This window comes from Paenarthrobacter sp. GQ52 (assembly GCF_059759005.1).
In genome coordinates, this window is sequence record NZ_JCAXEJ010000001.1 from 109,080 (window position 1) to 135,336 (window position 26,257).

25 protein-coding genes and 1 riboswitch are annotated in these 26,257 nt (G+C 63.1%); of the genes, 13 read left to right on the plus strand and 12 right to left on the minus strand.

The genetic code is table 11. The features are described from left to right. The first annotated feature begins 19 nt into the window (after window positions 1–19). Window positions 20–1,507, plus strand: a complete 1,488-nt coding sequence (locus AC6CH8_RS00510) for a threonine/serine exporter family protein (RefSeq protein WP_091465688.1) — start codon at window positions 20–22, stop codon at window positions 1,505–1,507. A 58-nt stretch (window positions 1,508–1,565) separates the two neighbouring features. On the opposite strand, the gene AC6CH8_RS00515 is transcribed toward AC6CH8_RS00510, so the two are convergent. Beyond that, window positions 1,566–2,405: a siderophore-interacting protein gene (locus AC6CH8_RS00515; RefSeq protein ID WP_498188223.1), complete on the minus strand. Its 840-nt coding sequence runs from the start codon at window positions 2,403–2,405 to the stop codon at window positions 1,566–1,568. A gap of 217 nt (window positions 2,406–2,622) precedes the next feature. After that, window positions 2,623–3,390 carry a uracil-DNA glycosylase gene (locus AC6CH8_RS00520; RefSeq protein ID WP_420180296.1) on the minus strand — a complete coding sequence of 256 codons (768 nt, stop codon included), beginning with the start codon at window positions 3,388–3,390 and terminating at the stop codon, window positions 2,623–2,625. A gap of 109 nt (window positions 3,391–3,499) precedes the next feature. On the opposite strand from AC6CH8_RS00520, the gene AC6CH8_RS00525 reads away from it, so the two are divergent. The 5 genes from AC6CH8_RS00525 (at window position 3,500) to AC6CH8_RS00545 (ending at window position 8,115) form a co-directional block, all read left to right on the plus strand. Then, window positions 3,500–3,835, plus strand: a complete 336-nt coding sequence (locus tag AC6CH8_RS00525) for a DUF3263 domain-containing protein (protein WP_420180297.1) — start codon at window positions 3,500–3,502, stop codon at window positions 3,833–3,835. A 49-nt stretch (window positions 3,836–3,884) separates the two neighbouring features. Next, complete coding sequence (locus AC6CH8_RS00530; protein ID WP_420180298.1) at window positions 3,885–4,505, plus strand: LytR C-terminal domain-containing protein; 621 nt, start codon at window positions 3,885–3,887, stop codon at window positions 4,503–4,505. Between the two features lie 172 nt (window positions 4,506–4,677). Beyond that, window positions 4,678–4,881 carry a cold-shock protein gene (locus AC6CH8_RS00535; protein ID WP_011773737.1) on the plus strand — a complete coding sequence of 68 codons (204 nt, stop codon included), beginning with the start codon at window positions 4,678–4,680 and terminating at the stop codon, window positions 4,879–4,881. A 324-nt stretch (window positions 4,882–5,205) separates the two neighbouring features. Next, on the plus strand, window positions 5,206–6,831 hold the full coding sequence (gene groL / locus AC6CH8_RS00540) for a chaperonin GroEL (RefSeq protein WP_089593895.1): 1,626 nt from the start codon (window positions 5,206–5,208) through the stop codon (window positions 6,829–6,831). 237 nt (window positions 6,832–7,068) lie between these two features. Further along, window positions 7,069–8,115, plus strand: coding sequence for a ribonuclease HI family protein (locus AC6CH8_RS00545; protein ID WP_091465697.1), 1,047 nt, complete (start codon window positions 7,069–7,071; stop codon window positions 8,113–8,115). A 144-nt stretch (window positions 8,116–8,259) separates the two neighbouring features. Here the strand turns inward: AC6CH8_RS00545 and AC6CH8_RS00550 are convergent, their stop codons facing one another. The 4 genes from AC6CH8_RS00550 to AC6CH8_RS00565 form a co-directional block, all read right to left on the minus strand. Beyond that, window positions 8,260–8,550: a WXG100 family type VII secretion target gene (locus tag AC6CH8_RS00550; RefSeq protein WP_091465698.1), complete on the minus strand. Its 291-nt coding sequence runs from the start codon at window positions 8,548–8,550 to the stop codon at window positions 8,260–8,262. Between the two features lie 140 nt (window positions 8,551–8,690). Continuing rightward, a complete protein-coding gene (locus AC6CH8_RS00555) occupies window positions 8,691–10,187 on the minus strand; it encodes a sensor histidine kinase (protein WP_420180299.1) in 1,497 nt (498 codons plus the stop codon). Between the two features lie 3 nt (window positions 10,188–10,190). Next, window positions 10,191–10,901 carry a response regulator transcription factor gene (locus AC6CH8_RS00560; protein WP_024819794.1) on the minus strand — a complete coding sequence of 237 codons (711 nt, stop codon included), beginning with the start codon at window positions 10,899–10,901 and terminating at the stop codon, window positions 10,191–10,193. A gap of 89 nt (window positions 10,902–10,990) precedes the next feature. After that, window positions 10,991–11,620 carry a LysE/ArgO family amino acid transporter gene (locus AC6CH8_RS00565; protein ID WP_420180300.1) on the minus strand — a complete coding sequence of 210 codons (630 nt, stop codon included), beginning with the start codon at window positions 11,618–11,620 and terminating at the stop codon, window positions 10,991–10,993. A 68-nt stretch (window positions 11,621–11,688) separates the two neighbouring features. Between AC6CH8_RS00565 and AC6CH8_RS00570 the strand changes: the two genes are divergently transcribed. Continuing rightward, window positions 11,689–12,630, plus strand: coding sequence for a LysR family transcriptional regulator ArgP (locus AC6CH8_RS00570; RefSeq protein ID WP_498188229.1), 942 nt, complete (start codon window positions 11,689–11,691; stop codon window positions 12,628–12,630). A gap of 101 nt (window positions 12,631–12,731) precedes the next feature. Next, a complete protein-coding gene (locus AC6CH8_RS00575) occupies window positions 12,732–12,953 on the plus strand; it encodes a hypothetical protein (protein ID WP_091465705.1) in 222 nt (73 codons plus the stop codon). Window positions 12,954–12,992: 39 nt separating this feature from the next. Here AC6CH8_RS00575 and AC6CH8_RS00580 read toward each other — a convergent pair whose 3' ends face one another. The 5 genes from AC6CH8_RS00580 to AC6CH8_RS00600 all read right to left on the minus strand — a co-directional run bounded on the left by AC6CH8_RS00580 (window position 12,993) and on the right by AC6CH8_RS00600 (window position 20,200). After that, a complete protein-coding gene (locus AC6CH8_RS00580; protein ID WP_498188230.1) occupies window positions 12,993–15,098 on the minus strand; it encodes a multicopper oxidase family protein in 2,106 nt (701 codons plus the stop codon). A 12-nt stretch (window positions 15,099–15,110) separates the two neighbouring features. Beyond that, entirely contained in the window at window positions 15,111–15,584 is a 474-nt protein-coding gene (locus AC6CH8_RS00585) for a hypothetical protein (protein WP_178994263.1), read from the minus strand. A gap of 209 nt (window positions 15,585–15,793) precedes the next feature. Next, a complete protein-coding gene (locus AC6CH8_RS00590) occupies window positions 15,794–17,452 on the minus strand; it encodes a DNA repair helicase XPB (protein WP_498188232.1) in 1,659 nt (552 codons plus the stop codon). A gap of 13 nt (window positions 17,453–17,465) precedes the next feature. Further along, window positions 17,466–19,931 carry a helicase-associated domain-containing protein gene (locus AC6CH8_RS00595; protein ID WP_498188234.1) on the minus strand — a complete coding sequence of 822 codons (2,466 nt, stop codon included), beginning with the start codon at window positions 19,929–19,931 and terminating at the stop codon, window positions 17,466–17,468. Between the two features lie 53 nt (window positions 19,932–19,984). Continuing rightward, window positions 19,985–20,200 (minus strand): hypothetical protein, encoded by a 216-nt coding sequence (locus AC6CH8_RS00600; RefSeq protein WP_498188235.1) that lies wholly within the window; start codon window positions 20,198–20,200, stop codon window positions 19,985–19,987. A 226-nt stretch (window positions 20,201–20,426) separates the two neighbouring features. Here AC6CH8_RS00600 and AC6CH8_RS00605 point away from each other — a divergent pair, with 226 nt between their 5' ends. The 3 genes from AC6CH8_RS00605 to AC6CH8_RS00615 are packed head-to-tail and all read left to right on the plus strand — an operon-like array spanning window position 20,427 to window position 22,760. Beyond that, window positions 20,427–20,810, plus strand: a complete 384-nt coding sequence (locus AC6CH8_RS00605) for a cold-shock protein (protein ID WP_011773749.1) — start codon at window positions 20,427–20,429, stop codon at window positions 20,808–20,810. A gap of 8 nt (window positions 20,811–20,818) precedes the next feature. Beyond that, complete coding sequence (locus tag AC6CH8_RS00610) at window positions 20,819–21,409, plus strand: DUF3027 domain-containing protein (protein ID WP_498188237.1); 591 nt, start codon at window positions 20,819–20,821, stop codon at window positions 21,407–21,409. Between the two features lie 43 nt (window positions 21,410–21,452). Continuing rightward, complete coding sequence (locus AC6CH8_RS00615; RefSeq protein WP_498188239.1) at window positions 21,453–22,760, plus strand: MFS transporter; 1,308 nt, start codon at window positions 21,453–21,455, stop codon at window positions 22,758–22,760. A 66-nt stretch (window positions 22,761–22,826) separates the two neighbouring features. Here AC6CH8_RS00615 and serC read toward each other — a convergent pair whose 3' ends face one another. Next, window positions 22,827–23,957 (minus strand): phosphoserine transaminase, encoded by a 1,131-nt coding sequence (gene serC / locus AC6CH8_RS00620; protein WP_178994272.1) that lies wholly within the window; start codon window positions 23,955–23,957, stop codon window positions 22,827–22,829. A gap of 293 nt (window positions 23,958–24,250) precedes the next feature. Here serC and AC6CH8_RS00625 point away from each other — a divergent pair, with 293 nt between their 5' ends. Both AC6CH8_RS00625 and AC6CH8_RS00630 read left to right on the plus strand, forming a co-directional pair. Next, window positions 24,251–24,946, plus strand: coding sequence for an iron-dependent transcriptional repressor DtxR (locus AC6CH8_RS00625; protein WP_091465717.1), 696 nt, complete (start codon window positions 24,251–24,253; stop codon window positions 24,944–24,946). Window positions 24,947–25,156: 210 nt separating this feature from the next. Next, a riboswitch (cyclic di-AMP (ydaO/yuaA leader) is annotated at window positions 25,157–25,371 on the plus strand. Between the two features lie 4 nt (window positions 25,372–25,375). Further along, window positions 25,376–26,212 (plus strand): M23 family metallopeptidase, encoded by an 837-nt coding sequence (locus AC6CH8_RS00630; protein ID WP_091465718.1) that lies wholly within the window; start codon window positions 25,376–25,378, stop codon window positions 26,210–26,212. The last annotated feature ends 45 nt before the right edge of the window (window positions 26,213–26,257 follow it).

The following is a 26,257-nucleotide window of genomic DNA, read 5'->3' on the forward strand; positions in this document are numbered from 1 at the left end:
GCCAAGGGAGGATCACCGCGTGACTGAACGCCCCGACGGGTCCGCCAACAGGCCCCATACCGACGGGTTGCCCAAGACGCAGCCGTTGCGGCCGTCCCAGGTCCGGCAGAATGTCAACGCCAAACGCATGCTGATGCGCTTGGTTCAAGGTGACAGCCCGCCGACGGCGCCCATGAACATCGTGGACCGGTTGGCCGGGAGTCCTTACGCCAACCCCACCATCCAGGTGGTGGGTGTGGACGCTTCGGCCCGCAAGACCATCGACTTCGCCCTTCATCTGGCCGAAGTGATGTTCCGTTACGGTGCGGGCGCCCTTGAGGTGGAGACCAGCATGATTGCGGTCACGGCTGCCCTTGGCCTGAAGAACGTGGAAGTGGACATCACCAACCAGTCGGTGGCCATCAACTACGCGCCTAAAGACCAGACGCCCATCACGCTACTCCGTGTGGTGCGCTCGTGGACCAACAATTACGCCGGCCTTGCCCAGGTTCACCAGTTGGTCACGGACATCGTGGCCGGGGGAGTGGGCCGTGACGAAGCCGTGCGCAGGTTGAATGAAATCATCCGCAGTGCCAAACCCTTCCCACGGTGGATGGTCACCATGGCCTTCGGCATCTTCGCCGCCGTCTTCGTGGGTGTCCTGGGTGGTGGCATCGGTGCGTCCGCGGTGGCTTTTGGTTCCAACATCCTGATCAGCCTGCTCTCCCGGCAACTTGCCAGATGGCGGACGGCTGACTTCTTCAACACCATGGCGTGCGCGTTCCTGGTCACCTTCATCGCGCTGATGCTGCGCTGGGCAGGTGTGGAAATTGCGCCATCCATTGTGGTGGCGGGTGGAATCCTGCTGCTTCTCCCCACGGGCCGTCTTGTTTCATCGGTACAAGACGCCATCAACGGCTTCCCGGTAACGGCCGCGGGTCGCTTCCTCTCCACGTTGCTCACTTTCGGCGCAATCGTTGCGGGGATTGGCGTCGCAGTAGTGGTTGGAACGCTGATGGGCAGCGCAGTCCTGGACGTCACCCAGACATTCCCCGACGCGTATCCCTTGTGGATTCAAGCAGTCCTTATTGCTATAGCGGTGGTCGCCATCGGAGTCACCGAGCAGACGCAAATGCGGCTGTTACTCCCGACGGCGGCAGTGGGCATAGTGGGCTTCTTCGTCTTGTGGGGTGTTGGCGAAGCCGGCCTCGGCGACCGTTTGTCGCCAGCCGTCGCTGCGGTGGTTATCGGCTTGCTGGGCCGCGTCGTGGCGCTCAAGCTCGGTGCTCCGCAACTTGTAGTGGCCGTCCCGGCCGCGCTGATCCTGCTTCCCGGTCTGACGATCTTCCGTTCCATGTACGCCCTGACCGTTGAAGGCGGCAACATACTGCTGGGTGCGGGTGGCATGCTCAACGCCGGCGCCATTGTGCTGGGCGTTGCGGCCGGCATCGTGCTCGGTGACAACCTGGCAAGGCCCCTGACGAAGGGCCTGTCCAGCAACGAGCGGCGCAGGGTACGCAGGCGCTAACGTCAAAAAACGAACGGCGCCGCCAGGAGGCGGCGCCGTTCGGCTTTAAGGACTGAGGCTAGATCTGTCCCACTGGGAGCTTCTTCTCTGCTTGGAAAACTTCCTCTACGCGACCCTGCGCCCAATAGCCGGACAGTGAGACCTGCGAACGCTCCAAGCCGCGCTGCACGAAGAAGATCTCGCGGAGTCCTTTCATATAGCCCCGCTCGCCGTGGGCGAAGACGTCCACGCGTCCGGGCAACCATTTGGTGGTGCGAAGGGCGTCAAGAAGCAGCTCGCTGGAACCCGCTTGAACGCCCTTGCGGAGGAGCCAGTGCAACTCCACTCCGGCAGGGGCGGAAATCGGAAGAATGTCGGCCTCGCTATCCACCTCAAGGAACACCGTTCCGCGGGCTTCAGGAGCAAGTGCCTCGACGCAGGCTGCGATGGCCGGTATCGCGGCGTCGTCGCCGGCGAACAAGTACCAATCGGCCCCGGGGGCGGGGTTGTACCCACCGCCTGGACCTGTGAAGATCAGCGAATCGCCGGGCTTGGCGGCGGCGGCCCAAGGACCGGCCAGTCCTTCGTCACCGTGCACCACAAAGTCGATGGCCAGTTCCTGTGCTTCCAGGTCTACCCAGCGGATGGTGTACGTGCGAGTGTGCGGCCACTGCTCACGGGGCATGGTCTCGCGGATGGCCCACAAGTCCAGCGGGAGTTCGTACTCGACGCCCGGCTGCGGAAACACGATTTTGATATAGCGGTCCACATATTCGTTGTTCGCGTAGTCGCTGAAACCAGGTCCCCCCGCCACAATCCGCACCATGTGCGGTGACAGGCGTTCATTTCGCAGGACGGTCAGGTTCACCTGCGGACGGGTTTTGCGTGAGGCGGACGAAGTGACGGGGAGAGCAGTCATGAAGGTAAGCCTAAGCTAATTTCCTGCGCATCGGCTGGGTATGAGTCGAAGGTTACAGACCCTCGCTCACATCCCGCGTGTTTGGGCCGGACGCTCGTTCACATCCCGCGTGTTTGGGGTGGGATGTGAACGAGCGTTGGGCTTGAAGGGGGTGGGATGTGAACGAGCGTTGGGCTTGAAGGGGGTGGGATGTGAGAGAGCGTTGGGCTTGAAAAAGTTACAGAACGGGTAATTCCCAATTGATGGGCTCAGTCCCCAAGTCAATGAGCAGCTCATTGGCCCGGCTGAAGGGCTTGGAGCCGAAGAATCCTCGGGATGCAGAGAGTGGACTTGGGTGGACCGAGACAATGGACGGTGCCCCTCCCAGCAGGGGCACCACGCCCTGGGCATCTTTGCCCCACAGGATCGCCACCAGCGGACTCTGCCGCCCGGCGCCGTCAGTGCGGTTGGCGACGGCGGTGACCGCCGCCGTCGTGACTGCTTCCCAACCTTTGCCGCGGTGGGAGCCGGCGTTTCCCGCTTCGACGCTGAGGACGCGGTTCAGGAGCAGGACGCCCTGCTCCGCCCAAGCGCTGAGGTCGCCGTGGACGCGGGGCGGGAGTCCGAGGTCGTCGTGGAGTTCGCGGTAGATGTTGGCGAGGCTCCGGGGAATGGGTCGGGTAGGGCGGGAAACGGCGAACGACAACCCGATGGCGTGGCCCGGGGTTGGGTAGGGGTCCTGGCCGAGTATCAACACTTTGACGTCGGCCAGCGGCTGTTTGAAGGCGCGCAACAGGTTCTTTGCAGACGGCAGAACTTGGGCGCCGTTGGCCGATTGGGCCGCTACGTAGTCCAAGGCTTCACGGAGCTGGCCTTCAACCGGGCGCAATGCATCGGCCCAATCGGGAGCCACCAGCTCATCCAGCGGCTGTTTGAGCAGGGCGGCGAAACCCGGGTCAGTAGTATCAGCAGGTTCAAGATCAAAGAGTGCATCCTCGCCAGTCACCGGGCCATTGTCTCCCGCGCGCCGTACGACTTGCGAATGACACCGTTGTTATTCGCCCGTAACATGGGGGTAGGACATTTTCCCCCAACGAGCGTCGAAGGAGTGTGCCGTGGCAGAACCCGCACCGGAACCGATGGCGTCCGAGGCAACAGGCTTTGCCCTTGAGGACCTCGCGGCCGAGACCCGCAGTGACTCGCCGCTGAGTGAGCGTGACCAGCAGATGCTGGCGCTGGAGCGGCAATGGTGGAAGTACGCCGGAGCCAAGGAACAGGCTATCCGCGAGCTGTTCGATCTCTCTGCCACACACTACTACCAGATCCTGAACGCGCTCATAGACACCGAGGATGCGTTGGCCCACGATCCCATGCTCGTCAAGAGACTGCGTAGACTACGTACGTCCCGCCAGCGTGCGAGGACTGCACGTCGCTTGGGGTCCGACGCGTAAATCGCCAGGCTGATCTGTCAGCAGCAACCAGCAAGGACACCGCTTCACCATGACCAAATATGCCAAGGACGAATTCGACCAGGTTCCGCAGAACACGTCCCGCCAAGGCGTTCACCGCGACGCCCAAGAGACTGCACGCCCCACCCTGTGGCCGGTCCTGACCGTTGGGGCGGTGGCCCTGGTGCTCGGGCTCGTGGCATTCCTCATCCTCCCCAACCTTGGGCTGGTAGCACCCAGCGCTTCGTCCAACACCACGACGCCGGCGCCGCTGCAGACGTCTGCGGCACCGTCCGCTGCGCCCACCGAATCCAGCAGTGCGCCGCCCGCTTCCAGCGAACCCAGCAGCGAACCGACGCCCTCGGAATCTCCTTCCGCTACTCCGTCGTCGCCTCCGGTGGACAAGGCCACTCCTGTGGCCGTCTACAACGGCGCCGGGACGGCAGGGTTGGCCGGACGGGTGGCAGGCCTCGTCCAGGGCGACGGTTGGGCGCTGAGCACTGTAGGAAACTGGGGCGGACTGCCACAGCAGACGTCCGTGATCTTCTACAACGCTCCGGAGCAGAAGGCCAACGCGGAAGCGCTGGGCACCTTGCTGGGCATCCAGACGATCGTGGAAACGCCCGAGGTTCAACAGCCGCTGGTGGTTGTGGCCGGGCCCGGCTACCAGTAGGCATTGAGCCCGTTCCTGAGCTAAAATGCTCCAACTCGGTTAAGCCTCAATAACAAAAGTGGTGCCCTGCCCCTCCACGGCAGCGCGGCGCTAGTGACAGTGGTTACAGTGGACTAATTCCGGTACGGAGATCCCGGCTACCGGTCTTGGCTACTGCGAAAGTGTGGGCATCATGGCTTTGGGAACCGTCAAATGGTTCAACGCCGAAAAAGGCTACGGATTCATCACTGTGGATGAATCCGGCGACGACGTCTTTGTGCACTGGTCCGCCATCCAGATGGATGGCTTCCGCGCCCTCGAAGAAGGCCAGCGGGTTGAGTTCGAACTGGGGGAGGGCCAGAAGGGTCCGCAAGCCGAAGGCGTCCGCGTCGCGTAGTTCGATGGCGGCGTCTACGCCCATTCCTGTCAGCCCATGGCTGAAGGCCCTTTGTTTATAGAGCAAAGTGGCATCTCTGCTTGCACTCTCCCCGGTCGAGTGCTAATTATTGATTTAGCACTCCTATGGTTCGACTGCTAAGTCCGGCCCGGTTGACCCCGGCGGCGGACAGGCATCGGGCCGGCGGAGGATCAAGAAACACCTTGGTGGGGTGAGGTCCGGAGCGCGGGGCATACAGAGGCCCCAAGCGAAAGACCGTCCGTCGCGGGCACCCCATCTGATAGGTACCTTCTTAACGACTGTCCCGAAAGGACTACCGCCGTTATGGCCAAGATCATTGCATTTGATGAAGAGGCACGCCGCGGCCTCGAGCGGGGCCTGAACATCCTCGCAGACGCCGTCAAGGTCACCCTCGGCCCGCGTGGACGCAACGTCGTCCTCGAAAAGAAGTGGGGCGCCCCGACGATCACCAACGATGGTGTTTCCATCGCCAAGGAGATCGAGCTGGACGATCCTTACGAGAAGATCGGTGCAGAACTGGTCAAGGAAGTTGCCAAGAAGACGGATGACGTCGCTGGCGACGGTACCACCACTGCAACCGTTCTCGCCCAGGCACTGGTGAAGGAAGGCCTGCGCAACGTTGCCGCCGGCGCCGACCCGCTGTCCCTCAAGCGCGGTATCGAGAAGGCCGTTGAGGCAGTCATCAGCGAACTGCTGGCCTCCGCCAAGGAAATCGAAACCAAGGAAGAGATCGCAGCTACGGCTTCCATCTCCGCCGGCGACCCGGAAATCGGCAGCCTCATCGCCGAAGCCCTGGACAAGGTGGGCAAGGAAGGCGTCATCACGGTCGAGGAATCCAACACCTTCGGCCTGGAGCTCGAACTCACCGAAGGCATGCGCTTCGACAAGGGTTACATCTCCGCTTACTTCGTCACTGACGCAGAGCGCCAGGAAACGGTCCTCGAAGACCCGTATATCCTGATCGTCAACTCCAAGATCTCCAACGTGAAGGAACTCGTCACGGTTCTGGAGAAGGTCATGCAGTCCAACAAGCCGCTGCTGATCATCGCCGAAGACATCGAGGGCGAGGCCCTGGCCACCCTGATCGTCAACAAGATCCGTGGCACCTTCAAGTCCGTTGCCGTCAAGGCTCCGGGCTTCGGTGACCGTCGCAAGGCCCAGCTGGCCGACATCGCCATCCTCACCGGTGGCCAGGTCATCTCCGAAGAAGTTGGCCTCAAGCTCGAAAACGCTGGCCTGGAACTCCTCGGCACCGCCCGCAAGGTTGTTGTCACCAAGGACGAGACCACCATCGTTGAAGGTGCCGGCGACGCCGAGCAGATCGCAGGCCGCGTGGCCCAGATCCGCGCCGAGATCGAGAACTCCGACTCGGACTACGACCGTGAGAAGCTGCAGGAACGCCTGGCCAAGCTGGCCGGCGGCGTTGCAGTCATCAAGGCCGGTGCCGCAACCGAAGTTGAGCTCAAGGAACGCAAGCACCGCATTGAGGACGCAGTCCGCAACGCAAAGGCTGCCGTTGAAGAAGGCATCGTTGCCGGTGGTGGCGTTGCCCTCATCCAGGCAGGCGCCAAGGCATTCGCTAACCTCACCCTGCAGGGTGACGAGGCAACCGGTGCCAACATCGTCAAGGTTGCCATTGACGCACCGCTGAAGCAGATCGCTTTCAACGCTGGCCTCGAGCCGGGCGTCGTGGTGGACAAGGTTCGCGGCCTGCCTTCGGGCCACGGCCTGAACGCTGCCACGGGTGTCTACGAAGACCTTCTGGCTGCCGGCGTCAACGACCCCGTAAAGGTCACCCGCTCGGCTCTCCAGAACGCTGCTTCCATCGCTGGTCTGTTCCTGACCACCGAGGCCGTAGTTGCCGACAAGCCCGAGAAGAACGCTCCGGCTGCTGGTGGCGACGACATGGGCGGCATGGGCGGCTTCTAAGCCACCCGGCTGTAGCAATACAGCGCCCGGCATCACGCTGAACAGCATCACGACGGCGGCCCTCACCATTTTGGTGGGGGCCGCCGTTTTGTTCCCTCGTCAAAGCTGTACGTCAGGGCTGCAGACCCAAGTAGGTAGCAGATGATGCCCTTTTGAGCCCTCATAACGCCCTGTACTGCGACTCAGTTGGGTGCTATCACGGTTTTAGTGTCGGTGGGGTCTGGCAGGATTAACCCCATGACGATTATTGCTGCCGCCGATGGGTCCGCCCTCGGTAATCCTGGGCCGGCCGGTTGGGCCTGGTATGTTGACGACTCCTGTTGGCGAGCAGGAGGTTGGCCGCACGGTACCAACAACCAGGGCGAATTGATGGCCGTCCTTGACTTGTTTCGGTCGACGGCCCACGTGCCACAAGAAGAATTGCTGATCCTTTGCGACAGTCAGTACGTCATCAACTGCATCACCAAGTGGATGCCGGGCTGGAAGCGGAAGGGCTGGCGGAAGGCCGACGGCAAGCCCGTGCTGAACGTGGACCTTCTCAAGGACATCGACCAAGCGATCGTCGGCCGAAAATACACCTTCGAATGGGTAAAGGGCCACGCTGGTCACGACCTCAACGAAGCCGCCGATGAGCGCGCACGCGCTGTTGCGACGGCCTACCAGCAGGGTGTAGCGCACCGTGCTGGCCCCGGGTTCCCGGGTGCGCAGGAACAGCTTGGATCTCAGCCGCAAACGGAAGCCCGCGCAGCACAAACCCGTTCCTCCGAGCCGGTCCCTGCAAGCGCTGCCGCCGGCGTCTCGTCGGCAAGCGCTGGTTCCGCACCCGCCAAGGTTGACCGCAGCTCCCGTCCGCACTTTGAGCCCACGCTCTTTGGTGAGTCCGGCATCTTTGGCCAAGCCGATCTCTTCAGCGAATTGGAAGATGACGCGTCGGCGCAGCAACTGTCAGCTGAGGACACAGTTCTGGCGTTGGAACGGGAACTGCTGAGGCCGGACGTGAGGGCGGACATCGGCAGGATCGGTGTTCTGCTCCACCCTGACTTCGCGGAGATCGGTAGCTCGGGCAGGTTTTGGACACGGGACGCCATGATGATGGCGCTGGAAGAGGACCCCGGTGAACCGACGGAACTCGAATTGCTCAGCGCAGACAGGCTCAGCGACAACACCATCCTGCTGAACTACCGTAGTTTCGCGCACACGGGCTCGGCGCTCCGCAGTTCCGTCTGGATGCTCGACCGCGGTCAATGGCGGCTGCGGTTCCACCAAGGGACTGTCGAGAAATAGGCCCCGAGAACTAACCCCGGAAACCTAAGCCCGGGAACCTAAGCCCGGAGATAAATCCCTCATGACCTGCGAGGCGGCTGCACAGGGGGGAAGTCAGCCAGCCCCGCAGGAGTTCATGGGTGAGGGAGGACCGGGGCGGGGCAGCTAGTACGTGAAGCGCTGGGTGTTTCCTTGTTCCACTTCCAGATAGCTCGTGGCAGCTGAGGACAAGGCAATGTTGATGGAAGCCAAGGAAGCCTCGACCTTGCTTTGCGTCAGCGACCACTCCAGGACAAGCGCCTGGAAATTCGTGGCAGCTGTTCCCCGCCAGGTCGCCTCAAGTTCCTCCAGGCCACGCCGCATGGTCTGCACATCGGAGCTGATGCGATCAACAGTTCCTTTGACGTTGGCTGATTTGAGCTGGAGCAATTCGGTATCGACGGAGATGACGCTCATGGGTGGTGCCTTTCGACGAAGAGGTTCCGCGGTTTGCGGCGGGGATGCGTGGCTACAACATCGAGCCTAGGCAGCCTCCCGCAGCCGCAAAATGGGTGTTCGTCGCTATGTGGATAAAGGCGTTAGTTGGATAAGGCGCGTTAGGTGGACAGGAGCTCGGACGATTCCTCGTGGAACGGAAGGCTGACCACCAACGTGGCACCGCCGCCGTCGGTGTCCGCCACTTGGACCGTACCGCCATGGGAACCGACGATCGCGGCAACAATCGCCAGACCGAGGCCGCTGCCGCCCGTCTCGCGGGTCCGCGAGGTGTCCGCACGGTAGAAGCGTTCGAAGATCTTGTTGGTTTCAGACTCCGGAATGCCTGGCCCGTGATCGCGGATTTCGATGACGGAAACTGAACCGCTGGGGGTGGTTCGAACACCGACGGCCAGTTCTATGGGGCTTCCCTCTGGCGTGTACCGCAGCGCATTTCCCACGAGGTTCCCGATGACTTGCCGAAGTTTGGCTTCGTCACCTTGGACCGGCGCGGCAGTGGGGGCGGCGCCGTCGAGCCCTGTGAGCGTGATACTCCGGTCTCCGGATGAGGCCTTGGTGTCAACCACGGCATCGTGTGCAAGGAGCTGCAGGTCCACAGGCTTGAGCTGAAGCGGACGCTGTTCATCAAGGCGGGCCAGCATCAACAGGTCTTCCACCATGGAGCCCATGCGCTTGGCTTCGCTTTCGATCCGGCCCATCGCCATCGCCACATCCTCTTTGGTTGCCAAGGCCCCGTGACGGTATAGCTCAGAGAAGCCCCGGATGGTCACCAAGGGCGTTCGCAACTCGTGGGAGGCGTCCGCTGCGAAGCGGCGCATGCGCCCTTCGGAAGCGGCGCGGGCAGCAAAGGAAGCCTCGATGTGGGCAAGCATGGCATTAAGGGAACCGCCCAGGCGGCCAACCTCGGTGTGGGGATTGTCCACTTCCACGCGGCGGGACAGGTCACCGGCCGCGATGGCCGCAGCTGTCTTTTCCACCTTGGCGAGGGGACGGAAGGAGCGGGCAACAGTCCACGTGGCGATGAAGAACGCCAACACGAGCGTCAAGAGGCCGACGCCTACAACTACCAGGACAGCGTGCTCCATAACTTTGTCCACGGGAGTGAGCGGCAGCCCGATGATCATGACGCCGTTCTGGCCACCATCGGATCTGACGCCAATGGCCACCACCCGCCAGTTTGTACCGGCCGTGCCCTTGACCTGGAAGGGGGAGTTGCCGCGGAGCTTCGCTTCAGCGGGGGTGATGTTGGCGATTGCGGGACGATCACTTTGGCTGCCCGCGTAGGGATAAGGTGCGAAGCCTGGCACGTACAACGTCAGCGAGTAGTCTGTGGGCACGGCGGATTCGGTGGGAGCCTCCGGGTTCGGCTGGGCTGGCTCGTCAGTCGCCGGGTTGGGTGGGGCCAGCTTGTCGAAGGACTGCTGGTCCAGGGCCAAAGCAACGGCGGCCTTGAGTTTGTCGTCCACCTGGCCCTGCAGGTAACTCTTGACGAGCGTCAGCGTTCCCGCGCCCGTGGCCGCCAGGGCAAGCAGGAGCAGGCCCATGATGATGGCGACGAGCTGCGACCTCAGGGACGCCGATTTCCAGCGAAGCAGCAAGGGTCAGCGCTTCTCTGCCGTTCGCAGCACGTAGCCTACGCCGCGCTTGGTCTGAATGAGGGCCGCGGCATCCGGATCGATGTCCACTTTGCGTCGGAGGTAGGAGATGTAGGACTCCACGATCGAGGCGTCGCCGTTGAAGTCGTACTCCCAGACGTGGTCCAGTATCTGGGCCTTGGAGAGTACACGGTTGGGGTTCAGCATGAGGTAGCGCAGGAGCTTGAACTCGGTGGGGGACAGCTCGATCACGGTGCCACCCCGGCGGACCTCATGGGCGTCGTCGTCGAGTTCAAGATCGTCAACCCGGATAACGGCGTCGTCGTCCTCCAACGGCTGCGTGCGGCGGAGGACTGCGCGAATGCGGGCCACCACTTCGTCCAGGCTGAAGGGCTTGGTGACGTAGTCGTCGCCGCCCACAGTAAGGCCCGTGACTTTATCTTCGGTGTCGTCCTTCGCTGTGAGGAACAGGACGGGGAAGTGCTTCCCGGCAGCGCGGAGGCGCCGGGTCACCGTGAAGCCATCCATGTCCGGCAACATGACGTCCAGGACTGCCAGATCCGGAGAGTGGAGATCGGCCGCGGCGAGGGCTTCGCGACCATTGGCGGCCGCGACGACCTCGAAGCCTGCAAAACGCAGCGACGTGGACAGCAGCTCGCGGATGTTGGGCTCGTCGTCGACAACGAGAAGCTTGGCTTCGGGACCGTTCTTTTTCATGACATCCATGATGCTCCCAGAATCTGGGAGTTCACTGGATGCTGCATGTGAGCGGACTGCGTGGCTGCGTCCAGTTAATTTGTCCGGGTTCAGGCCCCCAACGCTAGCCCGGTTCCCAGCGCCACCATGGTCACTGCGATGCCGCCATCCAGGAATCGCCAAGACAGTGGCCGGGCGAAGAAACCGCGGAGGTAGCGTGCCCCGAATCCAAGGGAGGCGAACCACACGATGCTGCCCAGCATGGCCCCGGCACCGAACCACCATTGCAGTTGCGCTCCTTGAGCGCTGGCTATCGAGCCCAGGAGGGCTATGTCCAGGTAGACGTGCGGGTTGAGCCATGTCAGTGCCAGCACGGTGGTGACGGCGGCAGTGAGACTGCGCTTTGCGCCATCGTGGACCGGCCCTTCACTTTTCAGTGATTGCGGGCGCAACGCCCGGCGGGCGGCCATGACGCCGTACGTCACCAGGAAGGCTGCCCCCACGTAGCGAAGAACGACGACGGCGTCCGGAGCTGCCGTAATAAGGGCGCCGGTGCCAAGGACTCCGGCAGCGATAAGGACGGCGTCGCTTAACGCGCATACCGCCACGACAGGGACGATGTGCTCGCCGCGGATTCCCTGCCGGAGTACGAAAGCGTTCTGGGCTCCGATGGCGACGATGAGGGCGAGCCCGGTGGCCATGCCCAGGCCTGCGGAGTGGAAGAAGTCAGTAAGGTTCACCCTTGAAAATTACGTTCATCCTCCTCTTTAGACCAGCTAAAGATTCTCACGCAACATAAGATGCTCTTATGCCCCACTTTCCCTCCGAGCAGCTGCTGACCTTTGCTACCGTCCTCTCCGAGGGCACGCTGGACGCTGCTGCGCGCTTGCTTCACATCACGCCTTCGGCCGTCTCCCAACGGTTGAAGGCGCTCGAGCAGTCGACTGGCAGCGTGCTGTTGCAACGCAGCAACCCTGCCAAAGCTACTGAAGCAGGCGAGGTTGTGCTGCGACTTGCGCGGCAGGTGGCACAACTGGAAGCTGACGCCGGGCGGGAAATGGGCTTGGGCGCCGACGGGGCGCAGTTGGCTGTGCCGATCGTGGTCAACGCGGATTCGCTGGCGGTGTGGTTCCTCCAAGCGTTGGCCAAGGTTCCCGCAGACCTCAATGTCACCTTCGACCTTCACCGGGACGACGAACAACACTCCACTTCGTTGCTGCGCTCAGGAACGGTCATGGCTGCCGTCACCGCCACGCCAGAGCCTGTGCAAGGGTGCCGGGTGGAGAGCCTCGGGGTGATGCGGTACCGTGCGGTTGCGGCACCGCATTTTGTGGACCGTTGGTTCCCGGAATTGGGGGAGGGACTGGACTCGGGAAGCGGCTTGACCGGTGCCGCGCTCAATGCCGCCACCACCGTGGACTTCGACCGCAAGGACACGTACCAGTGGGCCTTTGTGCAGTCGGCATTCAAGGCTGAGGGTGAGCCGCTTCCGGAACGGAAAGGACCGCGTCATTACGTCCCGGCGTCCCAGGACTTCGGCGACGCGATCCGTTTGGGACTCGGCTGGGGGCTAATCCCGGAAGTTCAATGCGGACCGGAAATCGCCGACGGCAGGCTGATCGAGCTCGCCCCCGATCATCCCATCGATGTGCCGCTCTACTGGCAACGCTGGCGAACGGCGTCCCGTGTGCTTGATGTGCTCAGCGAAACCGTCCGTGACGTTTCAGCGCTGTATCTGCGGAAACCCTGAAGCGGTGGGAGTCTTGGGTGGTGGAAGTCTTGGGTGATCGGAATCCGAACACGCCCACGGATGCTTCTAAAAATGTCAGTGCCCCGCTCCACACTTTAAACATGGCAAACACAGCAGCTCCCGCAAGCATCCACCAGCACCGTGACAGTGACGTCGAGTTCCACGTGACGTACCTGGACACCGATTCCGGCCGCATCCGGCGAGAGGATTTTGAGGATCTGGCCGCAGCCGAGCGGTTCGCCAGTGCCCAACTCCGCGATCAGGACGGCTGGGCCGTGGTGGACCACGTCAAAATTGAGGTCACCAGCCGGATGGTCGCCTGAGGCACAAGCCTCCCATCCAGCTCACTCGGCCCGACCAGCTCACTCCGGCCGGTTGTTGGAGTGTCCGCCGTGCACGAACGGCGATGACACACCGTGGTACTTCAGCAGCATCATCATCCCCTCGGCGGCGTGGTCCAAGTTGTGGCAGTGGTCCATCCAGATGCCCGGGTTATCGGCGTGAAGCAGCAACTCCCACACTTCGCCCGGCAACACATCCACGGTGTCCAGGATGAGCGGTGATCCACTTGGAGCTATGCCATTCCTGCTTAGTACTTGCACGTGATGTCCGTGGGGATGCATGGGATGCGGCTCGGAGGTGCGGTTCACTACCGTCACCTTTACGGTGTCGCCCTCGGCAACCTCGATGGACGGAACCAGCGGATATGCTGCCCCGTTCACGGTGAACGCGTACCGGGGAATCCCGTCAACAAATCGGAACTGCCGGTCAAGCACCATCACCTCTTCGCGTGTGATCGGCCGGACGAGCTCTGCCGCCTTCCCAGCACCATCCAGTTCCCCGCCCACGGGCTTGCCATACTCCAAAAGGTCCAGCACGGGCATGGTGACGTAAACGCCTGCTGGTGCCTTTTCCGCAACCATCTCCTCGGGTTTGGCTGCTTGATCCGCGACGGCGGAGCCAGACGGGGCGATGACGACGACGGCATTGGCCGCAGCGTCCGAACGAACGGTGACGGTGGAGTCAGGCATGGTGAAGGCGATGTCCACCCGGCCGCCGGCGCCAAGCCGCACCAGTTTGTGGGTCACTTTCTGCGGCTGGTTCACCTCGGTTCCATCAACCGCAACGGCGCTGAAGGCCGTGCCTTGGATGAGGTATCGCTGCTGCACGGAATCGGTGTTGATGAGCCGGACCCGCACGCTTGAGCCAGGGGTAGCAGTATGCACGGTGGCACGGTCTGAGGAGCCCAGCAACCCCAGACCGCTGAGGTCATGCCCGGCCACCACAACGTCCGTGTCGGCACGGGGCGAAGTAGGGTGGTGCACAACGAACGTGCCGTAGAGGCCCTTGCGGACCCCCTCGGCTGAATCTTGATGCGTGTGGTACCAGTAGGTGCCTGCCTGGGCGGCAAGGAAGCGATAGGTCATGGATTCCCCGGGCATAACGGCGTCCTGCGTCGCCCCGGCCACTCCATCCATGGCGTTGGGAACGTCGTAACCGTGCCAATGAAGGGTCACGCCGGCATTCACATCACGGTTGGTCAGCTGCACCTCCATCACTTCGCCGAGTTGGGCCTCCAGGGCTGGACCCGGAAGGCTGCCGTAAGTCCACGCCTCCGTGGTTTGCCCGGATGGCAGCACTACTTGTTCCACACGGGCAGTCAGTTCGTAGTGCCGGACCACAGCGTTGGCGGGGGTTTCGCCGACCAGGCTGTTGACCGACGTCGGATCCGTCACCACGACGTCGGCACCGCCGTGATGCGCGACGGCGGCAGCGATCGTTGCGCCGTCGGCGGACCGGCTCCCAAGCCAGGCAAAGACTCCGGAGCCCAAAGCCGTACAGATCATGAGTCCTGCAACCGCGGTAGCCGCCGTCGGACGCATGCCGACGGGAGAAGCGCCGCCTCGACGTCCTGTCCGAACGGCCGTGTTTAACTGCGTACCGCCTCTCGACGAAGGTCGTGGCGAAAACAGTGCGAGCTTGGCGATCAGCACGGACGCTGTCACCATGAACAGCAGCACCACAAGGCTCCAAGGAGCCGGGAATGGCCCCAGGAGCAATGTCAGGGCGAGTGATGCCACAGCTGACACGGCAGCTGCGATGATTGCCAGCACCGCCCACTCGCGGGATCGTCGCGGATCTTGTGAAGCAGGTTTGGGGCCGGTGTTCCGCCTCCTCAGCAAGAACGGAACACCGGCCGCCGCGGCCCAAGCCGCGGGGATGGCGGTCAGAGGCACATTGATGGTTATGCGTTCGCTGGCAAACCACCAACTGCCCGCCACCAAAGCGGGAAGCAATGCGTACCGTCCCACTGTCACTGCGACGGCTATACCCACTAACAACAGCCCAAGGTCACTCCGGCGCGGCTTGTCGCTCAACGACGCGGTCATCCAAGCAGCGGCAATCCACGCGCTGGCCGCAAGCACGGACAGTAGCAGGTCCACCGCCAGCAGCTGCGAGGTGTTCACAGCTGCAAGTGCTCACGCTGTGCTGGAGGATGTGGAAGCATCCGAGGAGGCAGCCTTGGGAGGCAGCGGTTGAGGGTTGAGGGCTGCCGCGCGGGCACGCTTGAACAACCAATAGGACATGAAGATCATCAACACGCCAACTATCGGGTGGATGGAGACTACCCACGAGCCTGCCGGAGTGATGAATTCCGGTGAGGAACCGGTCAGCATGCCGCCGATGATGAAGATGAAAAGTTGAAGCCAGGTCAGCAGGAAGATGCCCGCGGCCAACCAGATGGTGCGGGACCCCACCTTGGCGATCGCTGCTACGATCGCTGCCAGCAATGCTGAGTATCGCAGCACATATTGGCCATTGACGGCATGGTAGACGCCAGCTTCACGCTGGGCTTCGATGGTGTTTTGGAAGTGGAAGTATCCGGCGAAAAACAGCTGTGCGAGTGCTGACAGCAGGACGATCGCGGAGAGGACCAGGAGGGCTTTGCGCATGGGGAATCCTCTGGTAATCAATTCACAGATTCTTCTAGGCCTTCAAACCGTCGGCTCCCTGGCTGCGGGCTTCCCCCACTGCCGACGGCTGGCCGCCTGGTTGCCTGGACCAGGGGCAACCATAAAGGGCGGAGAGCTTCACTTGGAATCGTAAAGTTGCTGGAGATGAATAGCAAGAGCCTGCGGATTATTGTTCCGGCGGGGGCTGCCTACTGTTCCTGTCCAACGTCCTTGCCAACGTCCTTGGCGTCCATGATCCTGTACGCGTAGCCCTGCTCGGCCAGGAACCTTTGGCGTTTCGCGGCGAAATCCTGGTCCAGCGTGTCCCGCGCTACCAAGGAGTAGAACCTGGCCGCACGGCCGTCCTGCTTGGGACGAAGGAGGCGTCCCAACCGCTGGGCCTCTTCCTGCCGTGAGCCGAAGGAACCTGAGACCTGGATGGCGACCGACGCTTCGGGGAGGTCGATGGAGAAGTTGGCCACCTTGGACACCACCAACGTGTGGATCTCGCCCTTGCGGAACGCGTCGAAGAGCTTCTGCCGTGCCTTGACGCTGGTTTCGCCCTTGATCAGGGGAGCGTCAAGCCGTTCGGCGATCTCATCGAGTTGGTCGATGTACTGGCCTATCACCAGCAACTGCTCGCCCTTATGGACTGCCACAAGTTCTTCAACCAGTTTTGTCTTGGTCTCCGAAGTAGCGCAGAGCCGGTATTTATCGGCATCATCTGCCATGGCGTAGGCCACCCGTTCGTCGCGGGGTAGGTCCACGCGGACTTCAACACAGTCGGCGGGCGCGATGTAACCCTGCGCCTCGATGTCCTTCCACGGTGCGTCGTAGCGCTTGGGCCCGATGAGGCTGAACACCTCACCTTCCCGGCCGTCCTCCCGAACCAACGTTGCCGTGAGGCCGAGCCGACGGCGGGCTTGGAGGTCCGCGGTCATCCGGAAGATCGGGGCGGGGAGCAGGTGCACCTCGTCATAGATGATGAGGCCCCAGTCGTGCCCATCAACGAGTTCCAGGTGCGGGTACAGGCCACCGCGCTTTGTGGTCAGGACTTGATAAGTAGCGATGGTGACCGGCCGGACTTCCTTGACCGCGCCGGAGTATTCGCCGATCTCGTCTTCGGTCAAGGACGTCCGCTTGAGCAGTTCATCCTTCCACTGCCGGGCAGAGACGGTGTTGGTGACCAGGATCAGCGTGGTGGTGGAGGACGTGGCCATCGCTGCCGCACCCACCAGTGTTTTTCCCGCACCGCAGGGAAGCACGACGACGCCGCTGCCGCCGGCCCAGAAGTTTTCCGTGGCCAGCTTTTGGTACGGGCGCAGTTGCCAGTTGCTTTCGTCCAGCATGATGGGGTGCGGTTGACCGTCAACGTAGCCGGCAAGATCCTCTGCGGGCCAGCCCAACTTGAGGAGCAGCTGCTTCAACTGTCCACGCTGGGACGAATGCACCACCACGGTTTCGCCGTCGATCCGAGGCCCCAGCAGTGGAGCGATTTTCTTGGCACGGATGACTTCCTCCAAGACGGGGTAATCGTCCGTCCTCATCACCAGACCGTGCTGTGCATCCTTTTCAAGCCGGAGCCGGCCGTAGCGGGACATGGTCTCTTCGATATCGACCAGCAGCGCATGCGGCACGGGAAAACGGGAGTACTTCAGCAGCGTATCCAGCACCTGCTCCGCATCCAGCCCTGCCGCCCGGGCGTTCCAGAGACCCAGCGGCGTCAGCCTGTAGCTGTGCATGTGTTCCGGAGCGCGCTCCAACTCGGCGAAGGCGGCGATTGCGTGCCGGGCCTCCGTAGCCAGCTCATGGTCGACCTCCAGCAGGATGGTCTTGTCACTTTGTACGATCAGCGGACCGTCGGTCACTGTTTAATCCTCTTCATGAACGCAGTTCTCCTGCGGGTTCCACATCGATGATGCGGTGGATGGACAACACCCGTTCGGTGTCCTTGGCGGGATCGAAAACCCTGACACGCCCGCCGGAGACGGATACAGGAACAACGGTTTCGGTGTTGGCATTCCCCAAGCTGTCCACCACGTTCATGGTGACGGCCTGTTTAAGCCGGATTGCCGTTTGTAGCGTCTCCAAGCCGAGCTGGGTGGCCGTCTCGCCCGTCGCTTCGGCCGGAGCCGCGCGGTGTTGCCGCAGGACCGAAAGCTGTGCTTCGACGTCGTCGTCCGGCGGTGCTGTTCGGGGCGCCGTATAAACCGGCCTGGCGCTGCCTGGCACTGCCGTGGTCCGTTTGAAACGCACGACGGCGGGTTCAGCCTCCTGCACGGCAGGTGAGAGGCCCAGCTCGCGCAGGACACGCGCCGTTTCGCGCGGGCTGGCAGAGGAAGTGAGGACAGTGGGGGCGATGCGCACCAGGCTCAAGGCTGACGTCCGGGCCTCGCGGAGGAGATCGGTGATGGCTGTTTCGTCGTCGCTCTGAATAAAGCTGGCACTCGTGCCGACACGAAGGCGGCCATGCCGGGAGGCCGTGTCCTGGACAAGGTACTCCAATGGTTGGGGTACGTCCGTGGCGGAATGCTCACGGAGAAACGCCAGCAGCGATTCCGCATCCTGTCCGGCGTCGAGCGCCCTGCGAATGGTGCTGGCAGAGAACCGGTAGATCGATGCTGGGCCCTGGCCTTCTGCATCGGCCATCAACAGGAGGGTTTCACTGAGTTCCGGCGCGAGGTAGCCGGGCGCCACAGCCGTGAGATCGGCCTGGAGGAGGATGTGGTTCACGGCGGCGGGCAAATGCTCGCCGAGGATGGTCATGGCCTTGTCCGGTTGGCCGTCAGCGATGGCCGAACCCAGCTGGGTCAACGCACCCGATCCCATCAGCCCCAGGAGCGTGGCTTCCTCCAGGATGCCGCGGACCAGGGAACTGAACCGTCGGGACATCCGCGGCTGCGCCCATTCTGCACGCTGCAGGACGGCTCGGGCATCCAAAACGGGTGCCTTTCCATCCGGTGCTGCGGCCTCCACGGTGAGCTCGTTGAGGATTTCCAGGACCCGGCGGCGTACCACCGGGGCGTCGGGCCGCTGCGCTTCCGCGGACAAGGCGTTGATGGTGGTGCCGGCTGCGCCTTGGTGGGAGGCCGAGGCCGACGGACCAGTGAGCGGCTGTCCCACCAGGGAGGGTGCCCGCTCACTCGCCAGCCAGGCGTTGACCAGCCACAGCCACTGTTCTTGCCTCGGCAGATTAAGCCATTCAAGCGTCGGCGGCTGAATCCACGTGGAGCTGTCCACATCCAAGCGGAGCAGCCCGGCCATGGCGCACAATTCCAAGAGGACGGCCGTCTCATGGACGCCCAACCGGATCGACTCCGCCAAACGCCGCAGCTCGCGCACACCAACACCGCCGCTACGGAGGGTAGCCAAGGGTTGCTCCCGGACGGCGAACAACAGCTCGGCAGTCAGCCGAAGAATTTCGGCAATGGCCCCCATGGCCGCGTTGCGTCTCAGGGCGGCACTCGTATGGCCGAGCTCCGGAACAGGTGGCGCCAGCGTGAAATCATCCACGATCGCGCCTCCGCGCAAGGCAAGACCCACACTGTGGGGCAGCTCCACGTGGCCGGCGTCCAGCGGGACCAGCAAGCCGCGCGCCAACAGCCAATCGATAGGCCCGACGTCGTGGCTTTCGTGGGTGACCGACGCCCGGCGCTGTGCCTGGGGTACCGCGCCCATGGCCCAACTGCCGAACTTGTCCAACAAGCCCACCGTCCGCTCCGGCGCCGTGGCGAGGATGGCACGAAGGTTCTCAGGAGAGGAAGTCCAACGCTGCAATGCCAAGGCTGCGTCCATCGGAGTGCTGGCGGGGTGGATGCCCGCGCCGCTTTGATGTAGCTCGGCCACCAACTGCACTACCCGCTGGGCAAAGGCCGGTTGGAGCCGTACAAGTTCGGTGTAGCTGCGTCCGAGCCCTGCCGGGTAGATGCCGATGACGTCCTTGAGGCTGCCCACGGGAAGGTAGAAGCGCTGACGGGACGACGTTGCCGGCGAGCCAGCGGGTGGGTCTGCCCTGTGTACCAGCGCCAACTCCTGCAATTTGGCGAGGATGGGGTCCAGCGCCGAAAGGGTGGAACCGGCAATGACCTTCTTCAACCCGGCCGCGGAAATACTGTGGCCGGTATCGGCATTGGTGCACAGGTGAAGTGTTTCCAGGACCTGCATTTCAGGCTTGTTCAACCGCTCCAAAGCCCTCTGGACACTGACTCGGGCGCTAGCCCTGGCAGCCAAAGCCGGGAAGTCGGGAGCCATGGGGGAGATCAGGTCTGGTCGCGCGGCAAACAAGGCCCGCAGCGAATTGTCGCTGCGCGCTTCGAGTTCCTTGCTGAGCGCGCGTATAAGGGACATCAATCCAACGTTACCGCCCCGGGGCCGCTCGTGCCCGTCACCGGGTCAGGAGGTTACTGTCGGCGGCGTTGGCGTACGGAGTCAACAACCAGGATTACCGCGAGCATGAAGGCCACGGGCAGTCCGTAAAGGGCCGTCCACGTCACCCACACCGGCGGCACGCCGCCGTTGAACGCCACAGCCATGACCGTGCCGACGGCAGCCAAAGAGATGACGGCAATGACGGCAGCGATGATCATGATGGGGCGGCGGTAACCCGGGGAAGTCATGCCAACAACGCTAGCAGCCGCACGCGAAGGCGGTTCATTGCTGCGGCTCTCGTCCTGTTCGCGTAGCGCGTGGTCGCGGCAAAGCGGGAATAGGGGGTCAGGCAGGATAACCTTGAAGGAACAGACCAACACGGACCGGGCTGTCACCCTCGATCCCGCAGATCCCTGTGGATGCGGTGAGTGCCCGACGTGTCTCCCAAAAGCAAGAACGAAGAAGGTTGATTACGTGCCTACCGGCAAGGTCAAGTGGTATGACAAGGAAAAAGGGTTCGGATTCCTCGCGGCTGAAGACGGCCAGGAAGTATTCCTGCCCAAGACGTCCCTGCCCGCGGGCGTAACGGAGCTCAAAGCCGGAACCCGCGTGGAGTTCGGTGTGGCTGACGGCCGCCGCGGAGCACAAGCTCTGGGACTCCGTGTCCTGGAGAAGACACCGTCCATTGCCAAGGCCAAGCGCATGAACGCCAGGGACCTTGCTCCTATGGTGCAGGACCTGGTCACCGTACTGGACAACCTCTCCGGCTCCTTGTCTTCAGGCAAGTACCCCGACGGCAACAAGGCCAAGGCAATCAGCATGGCGCTGCGCAAGGTTGCCGACGAGCTGGAAGCCTAGGACCGGCCATGACATCGGAATCCGCACAGGACACCAAGGTAGGCCCCGGCGCTGCCCAGGCTCCTGGAAACGGGGACGCCCCCGCGCGGAAGCCCGTCGCGGCCAAGTCCCGCATCGGTTTGCCCGCGTGGCGCACCGGTAAGCCGGACGCGTTCCTGGCTGCCGCCGTCGATACTGCACGTGAGGCAGTTGAAGGCATAGCCAACCCGGGCGAAGTCGGGGCGCACCTTGGGGCGAAGTCGGAGGGCGACCGCGTGGTGACCCACCTGTTCGAATCCCGGCTCGCCGGGTACGGCGGCTGGCAGTGGTATGCCGTGGTGACCCGTAACTCGCGCTCCAAGATCGTGACCGTGAGCGAGCTCGGTTTGCTGCCCTCCGAGGACTCGATCCTGGCTCCCGAATGGGTGCCGTGGGCCAAGCGCGTCCGCCCCGAGGATGAGACGCCGCTGGTCGAAGAGACAGTTGAGGAAGTTTCGGAAGAGTCCGTGCAGGCGGCCGAAGACGAAGCCACCGTACCGGCTGACGCCGACTCCGATGACGCTGACTCGGATGACGATGACGATGACGATGATGACGGCGACGAAGCCGGGGCTGAATAGGCGTTGCGGAAACCCGGGGTGACCACAGTGAAGGCGGACGCTGATGTCCACCTTTAGGTCACTCGGAATCCTCAACTACCGCATCTGGTTCTTCGGTGCGCTGATCTCCAACATCGGCACGTGGATGCAGCGCACGGCGCAGGACTGGTTGGTCTTTGACCACCTGACAGCGCATGACGCCGGTGCCATGGGCATTACTTTGGCCCTCCAACTCGGGCCCCAGCTTTTCCTTGCTCCGTGGGCGGGGTTACTGGCCGACCGATATAGCCGACGGAAGCTGCTTCTCCTCACCCTGGTGGCCATGGCCCTCCTCAGCACGGGGTTGGGCGTGCTGGTACTGCTGGGCATCGCCGAACTTTGGCATGTCTACCTCTTTGCCTTGCTCCTGGGAATCGTGACCGCCCTGGACGCTCCGGTCCGACAAACTTTCGTCTCCGAACTCGTCACCGACGATTACCTCCCCAACGCGGTGGCCCTCAACAGTGCCTCCTTCAATGTGGCCCGGATGATCGGGCCCGCGGTCTCCGGTGTGCTGACGGTGGTGGTGGGCCCCGGCTGGGTGTTCCTCATCAATACCGTGTCCTTCGTGGCCATGCTCTGGGCGCTCAAACTCATTCCCGCATCGTCGCTCCGCATCCAGCCCAGGGCGGCGGCGGGTAAAGGGCGCATCCGGGAGGGGTTGCGCTACGTCAGGAACAGGCCGGATATTCAGGTGGTCCTGGTGGCGATCTTTATTGTGGGCACTTTCGGACTCAACTTCCCCCTGTTCATCGCCGCGATGGTGGGGACCCAGTTCGGCATGGACGCCGGCGCGTTCGGAGCGTTGAACTCGGTCATGGCCATCGGGTCGGTGACCGGTGCACTGTTGGCTGCCCGACGCGGAAGGCCGCGTCTCAGGTTGATCTTCGGGGCGGCCGGCGGCTTCGGCGTGGCCAGCGCCTTGGCCGCCCTGGCACCCAACGCTGTGCTCTTCGGGCTCGCTTTGGTTCCCTGTGGCCTGTTCGCCCTGACCTTGATCACCAGCGCCAACGGCTACGTGCAATCCACCACCGAGGCTGTCATGCGAGGGCGGGTCATGTCCCTCTATATGGCCATTTTCATGGGCGGCACTCCCATCGGTGCACCGTTCGTGGGTTTGGTGGCCAACGTCGGTGGCCCTCGATGGGCGGTCGGCGTTGCAGCGGTTGCCGGCGTCAGCACCGCCGTCGTGGGTTTGCTGTGGATTATCCGCGCGAAACAGTTGCGGCTCCGCTTTGACCGCCGGGCCCGCGGACTGAAGCACTTTCGGGTGGAGTCGCTGCTTTCCCGTCCGGAGGCGGACGACGACGGCGCAGGCCGGCAGGGCGCATAACGCGCCTTAAACGGCGGCGGCGCCGTCCGGGAGCTACCCGCACGACGCCGACCAAGGCCCGTGGTGCTACTTCTTCAGCTCGCCCACGACGTAATCGATGCTCGCGAGCAGCGCGGAAATGTCGTCCGGCTCAATGGCCACAAACGTGGCAATGCGCAGCTGGTTGCGGCCGAGCTTACGGTACGGCTCGGTGTCCACGACGCCGTTTGCGCGCAGGACCTTGGCAATGGCTGCGGCGTCAATGGAGTCATCGAAGTCAATGGTGGCGATGACATTGGAGCGGTCTTCGGCGTTGGTGACGAAGGGCGTTGCGTACTCCGAGGCCTCCGCCCAGGAATAGATACGGTTGGCGGAGTCTGCCGTGCGCTTGCTGGCGAAGTCCAAGCCACCGTTGCTGTTGAGCCACTGCACCTGCGCGTCCAAGGTCACCAAGGTGGAGAGCGAAGGCGTGTTGTAGGTCTGGTTCAGCTTGGAGTTGTCAATGGCGGTCTGCAGGTCCAGGAAGTCCGGGATCCAGCGGCCGCTGGCCTTGACCCGTGCCGCACGCTCCAGGGCGGCGGGGGAGAACAGGCCCAGCCAGAGGCCACCGTCGGAGGCGAAGTTCTTTTGGGGGGCGAAGTAGTAGACGTCCGACTCGGCGACGTCAACGTCCAGTCCGCCGGCAGCGGAGGTGGCGTCCACGAGGACCAGCGAGCCTTCGTCGGCACCCTGCACGCGCTTTACGGGCGCGGCCACGCCGGTTGACGTTTCATTCTGGGGCCAAGCGTAGACGTCCACGCCGGCTTCGGCCGCTGCCACGGGGCGGGTTCCGGGTTCAGCCTTGATGATGGACGAAGCATCAAGGAACGGTGCCTTGTTGGTAGCTGCAGCGAACTTTGAGCCAAACTCGCCGAATGAGAGGTGCTGGGCCTTCTTCTCGACCAGGCCAAACGCAGCCACGTCCCAGAACGCCGTGGAGCCGCCAACGCCGAGGACAACCTCGTAGCCTTCAGGTGCGCGGAAGAACTGGCTGAGTCCTTCGCGGACCGAACCCACAAGGTTCTTGACCGGAGCCTGGCGGTGGGAGGTGCCGAGGATGGTGGTCGATGCGGCAGACAACGCTTCGATCTGTTCCGGGCGAACCTTGGACGGTCCAGCGCCGAAGCGTCCATCCTTGGGCAGCAGGTCGGCGGGAATGGTGATGCTGTTGTCGCTCACGTAGGGCTCCAATGGGTGTCGGCTAGAGATGGGAGGTGGCATGGGGCATCAACTGCCCCTTCGACACCCCAATTCTGCCTGACACGGCCCGGGCGCAGGAACCTGCAGCCGTCATAGTCCGCCACGTGGAATGCAAACGAACCGGATGCGACCGGAATTATCCAGAGTAATTCCAAATAAGCTAGGCTGGTGGTTGGCGTTCATGGGGCGGCGGTGCACACCGTCCGCCCTTGCTGGGGACGCGGTACGGTGGAGATTACGCAAGGAACTGCGTTCGAGGAGAGCTGAGCTGGATGACGGATCTGATCGATACCACTGAGATGTATCTTCGGACCATTTTGGAGCTTGAAGAAGAAAACATAGTGGCTCTCCGGGCCCGCATTGCCGAGCGATTGCGCCACTCCGGACCCACGGTTTCCCAGACCATCGGACGCATGGAGCGCGACGGCCTGGTGATTGTGTCCAACGACCGCCACCTGGAGCTCACTGAAGTGGGCCGGAAACGCGCCACAGAGGTCATGCGCAAGCACCGCCTTGCGGAGCGCCTGTTGGCCGACGTTATTGGCTTGGACTGGGCCTACGTGCACGATGAAGCGTGTCGCTGGGAGCATGTCATGAGTGAGCGCGTGGAGCGCCGGCTTTACGAGCTTCTGGAGCATCCCACAGAGTCTCCCTATGGCAACCCCATCCCGGGGCTTGAGGCGCTTGGTGGCCTCGCCAGCCAGCCCTTCCCCCGGCTGGATGTCAATCTGCTGCAGGCCATGGACGGCTACGCCACTGATTCCCGCGTTGTGGTCAGCCGCCTTGCGGAGCCCATCCAAGTCGAGCCGGAACTTCTCACCCAGTTGGATGAGGGCGGAATCCGTCCAGGCGCAACAGTGTCGCTGGAGCGCGTCGGTGAGTACATCTCGGTCCGCGTCCCGGGTATCGAGGGCGCCTTGGAGCTACCTCCTGAAGTTGCTGCGCACGTCTTCGTCTCCCTCAGCTGACCGGCACCGGGCCAGCACAGTGTCAAACCTCACTTTTGCGCCTTCGGCGCGCGTGTGACCTGCGGTTTTTCAAAATTGATGATAAGGGCCTCCTTCGCTTGCCCCGCTCCTGTTGATAACGAATTTATTACCAAGAGCCTTAATCCCCTATAGTTATCTACTAGCGCTGATACCAAAGCGTTACCTGATCCGGAGCCGAGCTCTGCCAGCGGATCAGGTGTGCCACCCACCACTGGCAGAGGCGGGGGAACCACAAGCGGCTGTCTAAAGAAGCAGCCTTGGGGTGAAGTCCGCAGCAGAAGTGCCCACGTATGCAAGTCCCTCTTGGGATACCTGTGTGCCGTGAGCGCCTCGTGCGGACCGGGTCTTTGTACTCTCTGACCCGAATCCGACAGCTAACTTCGCAGGCTTTTGAGAGAGGAACAGAGTTTGACATCGCAGAACGTCAGGGGTCGCCGCCGCGCGTCCGGCCCCGCTGCTGAGCTGCGGCCAGCCACCGTCGTAACGGAGATCCGGCCTCGCGACACCGAGCGTCAGGTGCGCCGCCGTAAGAGCCCGCTGCGCCAGGTTGCCGACTTCGCCGCTGCCAGCGGCGTCGGGCAGAAGGCCGGTGTTGCGCTTGCCGCCACCGGACTTGCCCTGACTGTCGGTCTGCCGGCCACGAGTCCCGTCATGGCCACTTCGGAATCAGGCCAGACTGAGTCTGCCCTCGCCGTCGCCGCCCCCGCTGGCAGCCAGCCCGAGGTTTCCGCCGCCGCGTCAGCCAAGATCGACTTCAGCCGCGCCGCCGTCGCCACTTCTGCCGACCCCGACGGGAAGCTGAAGCAGCTGCTCAGCGCGCAGTCGACTGAGAGCATCCAGCGGGCCTCGTCCGTTGGCAGCATGGCCAGCCCCCTGGACACGCTCACCACGGCATCCCCTTTTGGTTACCGCATCAGCCCCCTCACGGGTGGCGCAGGTGACTTCCACCGTGGCCAGGACTTCGTTGCCCAGTGCGGCACGGCTGTGCATGCAGCGGCCACCGGCAAGGTGACGTTCGCCGGATGGCACGAGTACGGCGGAGGCAACCGCGTTGTCGTTGACCACGGCAATGGCCTCGAGACCACGTACAACCACCTGTCGTCCTTCACCGTCCAGGTAGGCCAGACCGTAAACCGCGGCGACACCGTCGCCCTGAGCGGCACCACGGGCGCTTCCACCGGCTGCCACCTCCACTTCGAGGTCCAGGTCAACGGTGAAGTTGTAGACCCCATGGGCTGGCTCTAAGCCATTTGATGGTTGCCTCTCGCATTAGCGGGACGCCCCGTGACC

Excerpts from the sequence above, each read along its gene's own strand:
- AC6CH8_RS00515 (WP_498188223.1), bottom strand. The coding sequence starts at position 2,405 with ATGACTGCTCTCCCCGTCACTTCGTCCGCCTCACGCAAAACCCGTCCG.
- AC6CH8_RS00530 (WP_420180298.1), top strand. The coding sequence starts at position 3,885 with ATGACCAAATATGCCAAGGACGAATTCGACCAGGTTCCGCAGAACACG.
- AC6CH8_RS00535 (WP_011773737.1), top strand. The coding sequence starts at position 4,678 with ATGGCTTTGGGAACCGTCAAATGGTTCAACGCCGAAAAAGGCTACGGA.
- groL (WP_089593895.1), top strand. The coding sequence starts at position 5,206 with ATGGCCAAGATCATTGCATTTGATGAAGAGGCACGCCGCGGCCTCGAG.
- AC6CH8_RS00545 (WP_091465697.1), top strand. The coding sequence starts at position 7,069 with ATGACGATTATTGCTGCCGCCGATGGGTCCGCCCTCGGTAATCCTGGG.
- AC6CH8_RS00550 (WP_091465698.1), bottom strand. The coding sequence starts at position 8,550 with ATGAGCGTCATCTCCGTCGATACCGAATTGCTCCAGCTCAAATCAGCC.
- AC6CH8_RS00560 (WP_024819794.1), bottom strand. The coding sequence starts at position 10,901 with ATGAAAAAGAACGGTCCCGAAGCCAAGCTTCTCGTTGTCGACGACGAG.
- AC6CH8_RS00570 (WP_498188229.1), top strand. The coding sequence starts at position 11,689 with ATGCCCCACTTTCCCTCCGAGCAGCTGCTGACCTTTGCTACCGTCCTC.
- AC6CH8_RS00575 (WP_091465705.1), top strand. The coding sequence starts at position 12,732 with ATGGCAAACACAGCAGCTCCCGCAAGCATCCACCAGCACCGTGACAGT.
- AC6CH8_RS00585 (WP_178994263.1), bottom strand. The coding sequence starts at position 15,584 with ATGCGCAAAGCCCTCCTGGTCCTCTCCGCGATCGTCCTGCTGTCAGCA.
- AC6CH8_RS00595 (WP_498188234.1), bottom strand. The coding sequence starts at position 19,931 with ATGTCCCTTATACGCGCGCTCAGCAAGGAACTCGAAGCGCGCAGCGAC.
- AC6CH8_RS00600 (WP_498188235.1), bottom strand. The coding sequence starts at position 20,200 with ATGACTTCCCCGGGTTACCGCCGCCCCATCATGATCATCGCTGCCGTC.
- AC6CH8_RS00610 (WP_498188237.1), top strand. The coding sequence starts at position 20,819 with ATGACATCGGAATCCGCACAGGACACCAAGGTAGGCCCCGGCGCTGCC.
- AC6CH8_RS00615 (WP_498188239.1), top strand. The coding sequence starts at position 21,453 with ATGTCCACCTTTAGGTCACTCGGAATCCTCAACTACCGCATCTGGTTC.
- AC6CH8_RS00625 (WP_091465717.1), top strand. The coding sequence starts at position 24,251 with ATGACGGATCTGATCGATACCACTGAGATGTATCTTCGGACCATTTTG.